9 protein-coding genes, 2 tRNA genes and 2 rRNA genes are annotated in these 12795 nt (G+C 29.6%); 10 read left to right on the forward strand and 3 right to left on the reverse strand.

The window, feature by feature from the left end:
• Positions 1-23: 23 nt before the first annotated feature.
• Positions 24-1232, reverse strand: a complete 1209-nt coding sequence (locus MBVG596_RS02635; RefSeq protein WP_096386886.1) for a hypothetical protein — start codon at positions 1230-1232, stop codon at positions 24-26.
• A gap of 433 nt (positions 1233-1665) precedes the next feature.
• On the opposite strand from MBVG596_RS02635, the gene rpsL reads away from it, so the two are divergent.
• From rpsL to rrf (MBVG596_RS02685), 10 genes are all read left to right on the forward strand, one after another.
• Positions 1666-2085, forward strand: coding sequence for a 30S ribosomal protein S12 (gene rpsL, locus MBVG596_RS02640; protein ID WP_004421309.1), 420 nt, complete (start codon positions 1666-1668; stop codon positions 2083-2085).
• Positions 2086-2114: 29 nt separating this feature from the next.
• On the forward strand, positions 2115-2585 hold the full coding sequence (gene rpsG / locus MBVG596_RS02645) for a 30S ribosomal protein S7 (RefSeq protein WP_004421313.1): 471 nt from the start codon (positions 2115-2117) through the stop codon (positions 2583-2585).
• Positions 2586-2597: 12 nt separating this feature from the next.
• A complete protein-coding gene (gene fusA, locus MBVG596_RS02650) occupies positions 2598-4688 on the forward strand; it encodes an elongation factor G (RefSeq protein WP_096386889.1) in 2091 nt (696 codons plus the stop codon).
• A 379-nt stretch (positions 4689-5067) separates the two neighbouring features.
• A tRNA-Leu gene (locus tag MBVG596_RS02655) sits at positions 5068-5154 on the forward strand.
• 22 nt (positions 5155-5176) lie between these two features.
• A tRNA-Lys gene (locus MBVG596_RS02660) sits at positions 5177-5252 on the forward strand.
• Positions 5253-5334: 82 nt separating this feature from the next.
• On the forward strand, positions 5335-7860 hold the full coding sequence (locus MBVG596_RS02665; protein ID WP_172412430.1) for an MAG2960 family serine endopeptidase lipoprotein: 2526 nt from the start codon (positions 5335-5337) through the stop codon (positions 7858-7860).
• 259 nt (positions 7861-8119) lie between these two features.
• Positions 8120-8225 (forward strand): 5S ribosomal RNA (gene rrf / locus MBVG596_RS02670).
• A 54-nt stretch (positions 8226-8279) separates the two neighbouring features.
• Positions 8280-8936 (forward strand): hypothetical protein, encoded by a 657-nt coding sequence (locus MBVG596_RS02675; RefSeq protein ID WP_096386896.1) that lies wholly within the window; start codon positions 8280-8282, stop codon positions 8934-8936.
• Between the two features lie 2 nt (positions 8937-8938).
• On the forward strand, positions 8939-9616 hold the full coding sequence (locus tag MBVG596_RS02680; RefSeq protein WP_225247164.1) for a pseudouridine synthase: 678 nt from the start codon (positions 8939-8941) through the stop codon (positions 9614-9616).
• A gap of 38 nt (positions 9617-9654) precedes the next feature.
• Positions 9655-9760: ribosomal RNA gene (rrf, locus tag MBVG596_RS02685) — 5S ribosomal RNA — on the forward strand.
• 104 nt (positions 9761-9864) lie between these two features.
• Here rrf (MBVG596_RS02685) and MBVG596_RS02690 read toward each other — a convergent pair.
• Both MBVG596_RS02690 and MBVG596_RS02695 read right to left on the reverse strand, forming a co-directional pair.
• Positions 9865-11241 carry an MSC_0618 family F1-like ATPase beta subunit gene (locus tag MBVG596_RS02690; RefSeq protein ID WP_096386902.1) on the reverse strand — a complete coding sequence of 459 codons (1377 nt, stop codon included), beginning with the start codon at positions 11239-11241 and terminating at the stop codon, positions 9865-9867.
• Positions 11241-12791 carry an MSC_0619 family F1-like ATPase alpha subunit gene (locus tag MBVG596_RS02695; protein ID WP_096386903.1) on the reverse strand — a complete coding sequence of 517 codons (1551 nt, stop codon included), beginning with the start codon at positions 12789-12791 and terminating at the stop codon, positions 11241-11243. The genes MBVG596_RS02690 and MBVG596_RS02695 overlap by 1 nt, the downstream gene beginning before the upstream one ends.
• Positions 12792-12795 lie beyond the last annotated feature (4 nt).

A 12795-nucleotide genomic window follows, 5' to 3' on the forward strand; every position in this document is an offset into this window, starting at 1 on the left:
AGTGTAATACAAAAGTTTGACATTTATATCTTTTTCTTAAATATTATTATGTTTTCATTTTTCTTATTTATCAGGATTTTTGGCTTTCTTTTACTTCCGTCAGGTTGGTGTCCCTGATTGTAAATATCATGGTTTGCTTCAAAATTATCCAATGTATACTCAACTATTAAAACATTTTCATAAGTAACTGAATTTTTAAGTTTTTTCTCATAAGAATTTAATTTTTCCTTGTTTTTTAATTTGTTTCATTCTTTGACAAGTTTAAACTCTTCAGGTAATTTATAATCTTTTACTGTTTTGTGTTCAAAAATTATATATCAAAACTTTTTATATTTTTCTAAGGCACGTTTAACATTTTCAAGATCATTTCCGATTGTTTTTGTTTCATTAATATCGCTTGATTTAACGTCTGCAAAAAATTGCTCATCTTCAAAGAAAAAATCAAAGTCTAAATTATCATGATTTTTATTAATGTTATCATCATCTAAATATTTCAAACCTTTTAATTGTCGTTTTAATAGTTCTTTTTTTAGTAAAAATTCTAAGTAAAATCCTGGTCATTCGCTTTGTTTTCAGTGTTTAAAATTGTTTTGTTTCATTTCTCTAACTGCATCCATAACATTTATTTCAGTTTTTATTGGTAAATCAATTAATAATTCATCAAATCATTCATAATTTACTGCTGAATTTTTAGTGTATATATTATGTGGTTCAAAAATTTTAAATATATTAGTGCGATTATAAAACCTTATTTCATTACCATTTTTATCTTTTCTAAAGTACTCACCTTTTTCGAGGCAAAAGCTTATGTCATCTGTATTCACATGAGCTGATGAATTATTTGACATTCTTTTAAAGTATTGAGTTGGTTCAAACACACTAAAAACAACACTATCATTATATTTATACACCCCTAGAATAATAAAAATGTAATTTGAATATTTTTTTGCTGTATAAATTGATTTAAAATGTTTAGATATTTGAATTCTTTTCTTATCGAGTGGGTGAGGACGACCTAGATATGAGACTGACTTTGCGAAAATTATATATTTATTATTTTTATATTTATATTCAATATATTTTTTGGAGTCAATTTTTATTAGAGACAAATTATCGGCAAGTAAATTGTTTTTAAGCAAATTATATATTTCATTTTGAAATAAAGTTTGATCAATATCTAAAACAAATTCATTTGGACTCTGCACTTGTAATGATCTAGTTTTGCTACGCATAATAAAATTATTTTATATTTTTTTAAATTATATTGATTGCAAAATAAACTTTAATTTAAAAATAATTAAATAAATATAAATTCCGTTGAATATTACATAAAATTTAAGTCTTAAAATGTAAGGTATAAATATGATTGATACTAATGATTTTTTCATTACCCCCTATTAAGTTATAGTGATATTTGATTAGTATTTTTTAAACTATTGACTTTATTTATTGCTAATATTGACAGTGATTTTTTTGCGTTATTTAATAATTATTCTTAAAATTTTTTTGACTTTTTTATTTCTTGTTTACTAAAACAACTTTTTTATAGTTGTATTAGTCAAAAAAAATTTTTAAAAAAATTATAAACACACGGGTGAGTTGTTATATAATAAGCAAGTATTTTAAAAGCAATATTTTGCAAAAAACATTAGAAAGGAAAATAAAATGCCAACAACAAACCAATTAGTTAGCAGTGGTAGAGTGCAAAAAGTTCGTAAACAAAACGCTCCTGCGTTGAACTTAAGCTACAACACACTTACAAAGGCAAGCCGTAAAGAATCAGCTCCTTTTAAACGTGGTGTTTGTACACGTGTTGCAACTATGACTCCTAAAAAACCTAACTCAGCTATGCGTAAATATGCTCGTGTTAAATTATCAAATGGTATGGAAGTTACTGCCTACATCGGCGGTGAAGGCCACAACCTACAAGAACACTCAGTTGTTCTAATCAGAGGAGGTAGAGTTAAAGACCTACCTGGTGTTAGATACCATATCGTTAGAGGTACACAAGACTTGGCCGGTGTAAACAACCGTAAACAAGGAAGAAGTCTATACGGAACCAAAAAAGAGAAATCAAGTAACTAAATAATAAATTAAGGAAAGAGAGAAATATTATGTCAAGAAAACACAAAGCTCCTGTTAGAGAAGTTCTAGCTGACCCAATTTTTAACTCTGTTCTAGTTACTAAATTGATTAACTCAATTATGCTAGATGGTAAAAAATCTGTAGCACAAGACATTCTTTATTCAGCCTTTAACATTGTAAAAGAAAAAACAAACAAAGACCCAATGGAAGTTTTCCAAGCTGCCATTGAAAACATTACTCCTCAACTAGAAATTAGAACAAGAAGAATTGGTGGTACAAACTACCAAGTCCCAACAGAAGTTTCTGCGCGTAGAAAACAAACACTATCACTAAGATGATTAGTACAATATTCACGCCTAAGAAACGAAAAAACAATGGACGTTCGTTTAGCAAACGAAATTATTGATGCATCAAACAAAACAGGTGGAGCAATCAAAAAACGTGAGGATACTCACAAAATGGCTGAAGCCAACCGTGCTTTTGCTCACTTTAGATGATAATAGGAATTTAAAATGGCAAGAGAATATGATTTAAAAAATTACCGTAACATCGGTATTATGGCTCACATTGATGCAGGTAAAACTACCACAACTGAAAGAATCCTTCTTCACACAGGTAAAATTCACAAATTAGGTGAAACACACGATGGTGCTTCACAAATGGACTGAATGGCTCAAGAACAAGAACGTGGAATTACCATTACTTCAGCTGCTACAACAGCATTTTGAAAAGGTACTCGAATTAATATTATTGACACCCCTGGTCACGTTGACTTTACTGTTGAGGTTGAACGTTCACTTCGTGTTTTAGATGGTGCTGTTACAGTGCTTGACGCACAAAGTGGTGTTGAACCTCAAACTGAAACAGTTTGAAGACAAGCTACAAACTACAAAGTTCCAAGAATTGTTTATGTAAATAAAATGGATAAAATGGGCGCAGACTTCTTTATGTCTGTTGACTCTGTTAAATCAAGATTAAATGGTAACGCAGTTGCTATTCAAGTTCCAATTGGAGCTGAATCAAACTTTACTGGTATTATTGACCTAGTAGAAATGAAAGCATACATTTACGATGGTAAACCAGAAGAAAACCCAGAAATTACTGATATTCCAGCAGAATACTTAGAAGTTGCTAAAGAAAGAAGAGCAATGCTAATTGATGCTGTTTCAACTTACGATGATGAATTTATGATGAAACTTCTTGAAGGTATTGAACCAACAGAAGAAGAACTAAAATCAATGATTCGTAAAGCTACTCTAACTTCAACATTTTTCCCTTGTGTTTGTGGAACTAGTTTCAAAAACAAAGGTGTTAAAAAAATGATTCAAGCTGCAGTTGATTATCTACCTTCACCACTTGATATCCCTGCAATTAAAGGGTATTTAGGTGAACAAGAAGTTTCTGTTCCAGCAACTGACGATCATGACTTTGTTGCGTTAGCTTTCAAAGTTATGACCGACCCATTTGTTGGTTCATTAACATTCTTCCGTACTTATGCAGGTGTGCTTAAAAAAGGTACATACGTTTACAACACAACAAAAGATGTAAAAGAACGTATTGGTCGTATTATTAAAATGCATGCTAACTCACGTGAAGAAATCGATGAATGTTACGCAGGTGATATCGGTGCATTAGTTGGTCTTAAAGGAACAACAACTGGTGATACACTTGTTGCTGAAAAGGCACCAAAAATTATTCTAGAAAGAATGGTTTTCCCAGAACCAGTTATTTCACAAGCACTTGAACCAGAATCAAAAGATGCAATGGAAAAATTGGCGTTAGGTTTACAAAAACTAGCTGCTGAAGACCCTACATTTAGAACCTACACAGATGAAGAAACAGGACAAACAATTATTGCGGGTATGGGTGAGCTACACCTAGACATTATTGTTGACCGTTTAAAACGTGAACATGGTGTTAAAGCAAAAGTTGGTGCTCCTCAAGTTTCATACCGTGAAACTATTACAAAAGAAGCTGAGGTTGAAGGTAAACACATTAAACAATCTGGTGGTAAAGGTCAATATGGTCACGTATGAATCAAATTCGAACCAAACAAAGACAAAGGTTTTGAATTTGTTGACAAAATTGTTGGTGGTAAAATTCCAAAAGAATACATTAAATCTATTCAAAAAGGTCTTGAAGACAAAATGGCAAGTGGTATTTTAGCTGGATATCCAATGATTGATATTAAAGCTACCTTATTTGATGGTTCATACCACGATGTCGACTCTTCAGAAATGGCTTACAAAATTGCTGCGTCTAAAGCATTAACAAAAGCTAAAGACCAACTTGGAACAGTTTTACTTGAACCAATCATGGATGTAGCTTGTGTTATTCCTGAAGATTACTTTGGTGATGTTATGGGTGATTTAACTCGTAGAAGAGGGCAAATCGTTAATAACGAAACAAGAAACGATGGCGCACACATTATTAGAGCACACGTACCATTAAAAGAAATGTTTGGTTATGCAACTGATTTACGTAGTATGACTGCTGGTCGTGGTAACTACCAAATGCAGTTTGATCACTATGAAAAAACTCCAAAAAATATTGCTGATCAAGTTATTAAAACACGTAATATCCAAAATAATGATGAAGACTAAAAATATGCCCGCGCAGGCATATTTTTTATTGAAAAAAACCACTAATTCTTCAATGAAATTAATGAATAGTTTTATCAAAATAATAAAAAACAACCTAAAATAGGCTGTTACACGTATAAAAAATAAATTAAGATATTAAAAAAGGATAACACTGTGTATCTTGTTGAAAAAGATACTTATTAATAATAGCATTAAAACAAATACTACAAAGAAAAAACATTTTATTTCTTTAAAATTTTAATAAATTAAAAAAACAATAATTTGCTAGCAAAAATCAATTTATTTTTCCATTTTTATAAAAAACAACCGATATAAAAAAATAAAAAAATGTTTTACATAAAATTAAAATACCTTATAATTAAGTAGCAATTTTAAAGTTGCCCAGGTGGCGGAATAGGTAGACGCAAGGGACTTAAAATCCCTCGGTGGTAACACCGTGCTGGTTCAAGTCCAGTTCTGGGTACCATATGGCTTATGCCACGAAAAATGCGTCCTTAGCTCAGCAGGTAGAGCAAATGGCTTTTAACCATTGGGTCAGAGGTTCGAATCCTCTAGGACGTACCATTTCATTTATTTGACCGAAATGACGCAAGTCATTTTTTTATTTTTTAAAAAGTGCTATATTAAATATAAATTTGGAGGAAAAATGAAATTAAAACTACCGTTATTTGCTTTTTCAATTATTTCACCAGCAATTATTGCAACATCGTGTACAAAACAACAGACAGAGAGCAACATCATTTGGACTAATATTGATATAAAGGTTAATGTTAAAAATAAACAAAATATTTATTTAGAAGATCTAAAAGAACAAGACATTATTTATGAATTAAATAATGATGCAGTTAATGTTAAAAAAATATCAATTTCGCGTGATAATTCAAAAAATTTAGCAAACATTTCAATTAAATTAGTATCAAAAACAAATCCAAACAAAGTTCATACAAAAGTCATACAAATTGATGGATTTAAAATCAAAGAAACAAATCCCAAAGTTGGCAATATTGACATTGCTCCACTAAATGATCCTAATAAAAGTGCTGGTTCAACTAATGATCCAGTTCCATCTACCCCAGGAATAAACCCTCATGAAGGCACTCCGCCAACTAATAACATAAATGGTGACCAAGATAATTCAGGAAATATAGATCAAGATAATAATAAAAATCAAAACCCAAACAATTCAAAAGATCCAGAACCAACAATCCCAAATACTGGTTCAAATAATTCAAGCAAACCTGCTCAGCCCAATAATTCAAATGAAACTACAAAACCTATTAAAAAAGAAAATCCTCGTGTTTTAATTTCAAATAAAGACAGTCATTTTCTTTCTGTTAAAGATTTGCAAAAAAATACTCCAAATCAAGTTTATAAAATGACTAAAAGCTATAATGATGCAATTTTAGGGCTAAATAATTTCCTAAAATCTGGCAATTATGGTAATCCTGTAGATTTTACCAATGCATTTGATAAAAATGTGTCAGATAAATTTTGAGATTATACAAATAAAATTGGTGTTTATGGCAATTACGGTGAAAATGAACGCCAAAAGGTAGAATTTTATAATAGATCTTTATCGATAAATGGTATGGTAAAGCAAGTTTATCTACCTACATTTGCTGATAATGACAAATTATCGGCAAAAAATATTGATAAATCACAAATAATTAATGATTTAATTGCTAAAAATACTTTTGGATTTTTACCGTCAAATTTAAGTCAATTTCTTTATTATGCAAGTTTAGAATCAATTTCTAAACATTTGCAAATAGCTAATATAAAGAACATTAGAGCAAATTTCGATGATGAAAAAGGAACAATTGATTTATTAATTGAAAATTCTACAGGTGAAAAATTTTTAATTAACATAAATAAAGAGAATGCAAATAATCTTAAAAATAATGATGATTTTTACAATTATATTTATGATAGATCATTTATGTTTAGTTGATATGCAATGGGCTGAGATAGAGACTTCTTTGAAAGAGATAACGGTGTTCAATATAAAAATGAAAGCGGCACTATGTGGGTTGTTGATAGAGTTATCAACCCTGAAGCAGAAAAGGAAGGCTATTACGAATTTTTAGTGGCTACAAATATTCACGTATTTAGTTTGCGAAGAATTTTTGACAAATCATTGTACTTTAGCGCTGATTCAAATAAACCAAATGCCAGTCAGTGAAATGGTGGGTTCAGCCCAATTAATCAAGATAAGATCCCTAGACAAGGCGGTTACTTCTACGGTACCCGTGGTAATCAAACTAGAAGTTTAAAAGGTAATAACTTTGTTAATTCTGAAAATGGCCAATACTTTCCAATCGCAAAAGCCTATGAACAATACTTAATAGCTCCATATTACACACCTCGTTATTATGCAGATGGTTTTTGAGATATTGATGCTGAAACAGGTAAAAAACATCTTGAAGTTTATGATCAAACTTCAAGAATTGGCGGAACAAAAAATGCTGGAGCGGATTTTGTTATTTTACGTTTAAAAATTCATAAATCCGCATTGAAAAATATCCTGCCTAAGTTAGAATACATTTTAGATTATGAGCCTGAAAAAGAAAAAGATTGATATATTGGCCTTGGAAAAAATGAATTATTTCACCCAATTAAAACTCAATTCTATGGCGGTTATCCAATAAATGTTGATGAGAACTTTAATCAAAACTATACTGGTTCTTCATCTTTCTCATTCAAATATAATAAGTCAACAGGTGGTGTAATTAATACACAAAATCGTGTAGTGAATAAAGACGTATTTCAATCATTATGAGTTAAATATGACGAAAATGAAAACAAAGATTGGAATTCTCATTTAGATAATTACAAGAAATATACCTCCCCATTCATTCAAGGCGAACACGGAATGGCTAAAACCATTTTGACTCAACATTCACAGCTTTACACATATGCTCCATATGAACGAAGACACAATATTTTAGGTCCGGGTTCTTCTGGTTCAATGGTAATTGATTCAAGTTTTAATTTGATTGGTATAAATTATCTTTTTACCAAGGATGCTACATATGCTGATACATTTTCTAATGCAGTTGCCTTAATGGAGGGGCATGGTGATTATAAAAATGGCTTTGATGGCAACATTAGAACTGATTTTGTCAAAAAATTAGTAAGTGATAATGTTAAAACAGTCAAACTTAATCCATAAAATAATAATAAATATATCCACCAAGCCATAGATTGGTGGATTTTAATTTGCATACAATATTTAATAAGAGCTTAAAAACAATTCAAAAGTTCATTGAAATTTTTGTTTATTATTTCGCGTGATTATCAAAAATCATAATTAATTTATGAAGATGGCAGCTAAAATGAACTGACTTTTTACTTGGCTCGGTATACTTTAAAAATGAATAAAATAAATTTATTTTTTTTCTTTCGTTCATTTAAATTTAGTGTATTATATTTCTAGTGGTTATAGCGCAAGGGATCACCTGAATCCATTCCGAACTCAGTAGTTAAGCCTTGTAGTGCCGACGATACCAGAGATGGGAAAATAGGGAGCTGCTTTTTTTATTTTCTTTTTTTGTATTTTAATCATTCAATAACTATGTTATGGAGGCCATTTTGAAATTTAAATTAAACTTAATTCCGTTATTGTCAATTCCTTTCATTACTATTTCGTGCAAAAATAATCAAAAACCCATTGAAGATGAAAACAAAATAGAAAATAAAGAAGTAGAAACAAATAATAAACGAGATGAGTTAAAAATTTATCATTTTATTGATTTTTATAATAGTAGCAAAATTAATAACAAGCAAATTTTTATTGATAATGACTTGCAAGCATCTAATATTTTAAATGGTTATATTTTTTACGAAGAATATAAAACTGTTGATGATACAGGGTTTGATGAGGATGCTGATTTAGAAATAACTAAAAATAATGTGCACATCTTTAAAATTTCTAGCTTTTTTAACAAAGATTTTTTTAAAGAAAACATTTTGATTTACACTAGTGAAATTCCAAATTTACTAACCCCCAATATTAATAATGTTGAAAATGCTAAAATATTTTTCCCTATTAAAATTGAAAGTGGGAAATTTGTATATGATGACCAAGCCAATATCATAGAAAAAAATATTGAAAAAGTTCGCGAATTTAAATTCAATCCAAAACACATTAACTATATTCATTCATCTGTTAAGGGTTTTTACATTGCTATAAACAAAAAACATACACAAGCATTTAAAGACTTTGTAAATAAGATTTATACGAGTTAAATATGAGAATAGAGAAATATTTATCAAGCATTATTAATAAATCGCGAAGCGAAATAAAAAAAGACATTAAAGATGGCAAAATTAGTGTGAATGGAACTTTGATTTTTAAAAGTATCAATGTTGACATTGAAAAAGAAAAAGTTTTTTATGATGGAAAAATTGTTGAATTTCAAGAACATAGATACTTTTTACTAAATAAACCCGCAGGTTATATTTGCGCTAATTATGATCCCAAGCATAAAACTATTTTTGATTTAATAGACTTAAATCCTAATAAATATTTTAGTGTTGGAAGATTAGATAAAGATACTGAAGGATTATTAATTATTACAAATGATGGTGAATTTAGTAACAGTGTTTTGAAACCATCAAAACACGTAGCTAAAAAATACTATATTGAAGTTGATAAAAACATTGATTTTGATATTGAAAAATATAATCTACCAATAAACATTGGTGATTTTGTAGTTAAAAAATATTTATTTGAATATATTGGTGAAAACAAATGTTTTTTAACTATTTATGAAGGCAAATTTCACCAAGTTAAAAGAATGATGAAACACTTTAATTTAAATGTAATATACCTAAAAAGAATTGAATTTGGTAATTTATTATTGCCTGAAAATTTGAAAATTGGTGAGTGAAAAGAAATCAATAAAAATGATATAAAAAAAATTTAAAAAATATTTTGTGTTTTAAAAAATAATGATAAGATATTACCAGTGGTTATAGCGCAAGGGATCACCTGAATCCATTCCGAACTCAGTAGTTAAGCCTTGTAGTGCCGACGATACCAGAGATGGGAAAATAGGGAGCTGCTTTTTTTATTTTCTTTTTTAAAAAATAATTTAAAAAATCAAGCCGATTATCATAATTCTGGCTTGATTTTTTTTATCTTTTTGAATAGTAAAATGAATATATTGGTAAATTATAGACCTAATTCTTTATCAGTTGGAATATCTAATGCTGATCCAACATATGAAAAGATTTCTGGACTTTGTTTAATGTATTCACCATTAAGAATTTTTCAAACACTCTCAACTGTATCCTCAATTTTAACAAATTGACCAGGAGACTTTGTAAAGTGTTCAGTCATGAAGAAGTTTTGAGTAAAGAAGTTTTCCAATTGTAATGCTTTTTTAACTATTGTTTTACTTTCATCATCAAGTTCGTCAAATCCTAAGATTAGAATAACATCTTCAAGATCTTTATATGTTTTAAGAATTTTTTTGGTTTCAATTATTGCATCAAAGTGACGCTTACCAATAATATTTTCATTGACTGAGTTTGATTGACTAGCAAGTGGGTCAAAGGCAGGGAAAATATTTTTAGCTGTTTGTGCACGAGAAAGTACTAAATTACCATCTAAGTGGTTGAAAACCGCAACTGCTGATGGGTCTGATAAATCATCCATTGGTAAGAACATTGTTTGGAACGAAGTAATAGCCCCATTTTCGTTTTTGAATAAACGGTGTTGAACATTAGCAACATCGCTTTCAAGAGTTGATTGATAACCTCCAACAGAAGGTTTTTTACCTAATGATGAACTAACTTCATTTTCTGCTTGAACAAAACGATAAATATTGTCAATAAATAATAAGACATCTTCTTTATCTTGGTCTCTTAAGTATTCAGCAGCTGTAATACCGATTGGTACAATTGACATTCTAGCCCCAGGTGATTCGTTCATTTTAGAAATAAACATAATTGAATTTTGCAATAAATTTGATTCTTTTAATTCATTGTAAAGTTCAATACCTTCACGTGAACGCTCACCTGAACCAATGAAAATGTTACTTGTTTGCTTACTGTTGTTATTTACGTTGAAAATGATTTCTTTCATTAAAACAGTTTTACCAACCCCAGCACCACCAAAAATACCGATTTTATAACCCTTAACAATTGGAATGAAAAAGTCAATAGCTTTAATACCAGTTTGAATTATCTCAGTATTTGTATTAATAAATTTGTTGTGATTAATTGTAGAGTTCATCTCAACATATTTTGGAGTAATTGTTGATTTAAGTAGCGGTTTACCTTCAAAACTATAAATATTATTCTTTGAATTAACGCCAACAGGAACCATAAAACTTTTATTTGTGTTGGTTACTTTATCATTAAGTGCAATAGGCTGTGCAGTATAAATTACGATTGCTTTTACTACTGTATCAGATACTACTCTTTTTACCAAAAGATACGTTTTTGAGTCATGTAAGGTTAATAATTGATTAACTTTTGGCAATTCAGAAGGTGAAAATTCAATATCTAAAACATCTGAATTAAATTGCAAAATTTTACCAGTCATTATTTATCTCCTAACTCAATAGCTACTTTTTCTAAGTAGTTTTTTGGGAACTCTATAAATTTATTTTCTACTTGAATATTTCAATCAAGCCCTAGATAATTTGAGTATTGTTGCAGTGCGAAAGCAAAAAAGTTTTTAGTAATTGAATCATCATAATCTTTGCCACTAATAATGTTTTCATAAGCACCTTTAGCTTCAAAATTAGTGTTGATAATGTAATTTAAATAATTCATAGCTTTTTGGTGGTCGGTCACGCCTTTAAACAAGTTTCATGAAATGATTTTTGAACTTAGCATTATAAAACTATGTGAATATAATGAATAACCTCTTTGCGAGAATAATTTATCAATCATTTTCCCTTTGTTTAATAGTGCAGAAGTTTCCGCGTTGAAGTCATAATCAAGTGTTGCTAATTTTAAATGACGTTTGTATTTTCTGTAAATTTTTCCAATTTCACCAGCAACTTGAGTTATTGTTCTGTTTTGAACGCTTGAACCAGTTCTTGATACTGATAAATCAATATTAATAGCAGGCAATTTACCAGCAGAGAATAAATCGGCACTAGTAACAATTTGACCATCAGTAATTGAAATAACGTTTGATGAAATTAGTGAAGTAATGTCGCCATCAATAGTTTGTAATATTGGCAGTGCAGTAATAGTCTTACGTCCGACAAAGCTACCTGCTCTTTCAAGAAATTGTGAGTGAGCAAAGAATATGTCGCCTGGCATGGCCTCTTTACCAACTGGCGCATCTGAAAGAAGCGCCATTTCTCTAATTATGTTTGCATGTTTTGTTAAATCATCAAAAACAATAAGAACATCATTTTCATATGAAAGATTTTCAGCATGAGCCATTCCTACATATGGAGCTAAGTATTGGTCGTATGTTGATGTTGCAAATGCATCAATAATAATTGTATTTTTTAATGCATCATATTTTTCAAGAGTTGAATAAATATTGGCAATTTGTTCTCTTTTTTGACCAATTGCTACATAAATACATTTAACATTATTTTTTGCTTGGTTAATAATTGTATTTAATGCGATGTGAGTTTTTCCGGTTTGACGGTCACCAATAATTAATTCACGTTGACCCTTACCAATTGGAATTAATAAGTCTATTGAAGTTATACCTGTGTAAAGCTGTTCATTTAGAGTTTTAACTGTCATTAAATCGTGTGCTAATTTAAATATTTGTGTTGATTGTTGGTGTTGAGCAAATTCAGGTTTTTTAGTTGGAGTTGGTAAAATTACATTTCCTGAGACATCAATTACTTTTCCAAAGTAAATGTCTGAAGTATAAACATTGTAGTTTGAGTTTAATAATTCTAATTGATCGCCAATTGAGATATTGCCACCTTGGTCATTTGATAGCAAGATTGCCTTTTCAGTAGTTGCGCTAATTAGAATTAATTGAATGTGAGGTTTACCAACTATGCTAAACATTTGTTTTTGCGAATAATTAAAATTTCCAGTCACCTCAATCATATAATCAAATATTGATGAAACAATTGGGGTTTTACTAATTTTATTAGTTGTCTTTTTCATAATT

Source organism: Mycoplasmopsis bovigenitalium, from assembly GCF_002356075.1.
Taxonomy (GTDB): domain Bacteria; phylum Bacillota_I; class Bacilli_A; order Mycoplasmatales; family Metamycoplasmataceae; genus Mycoplasmopsis; species Mycoplasmopsis bovigenitalium_A.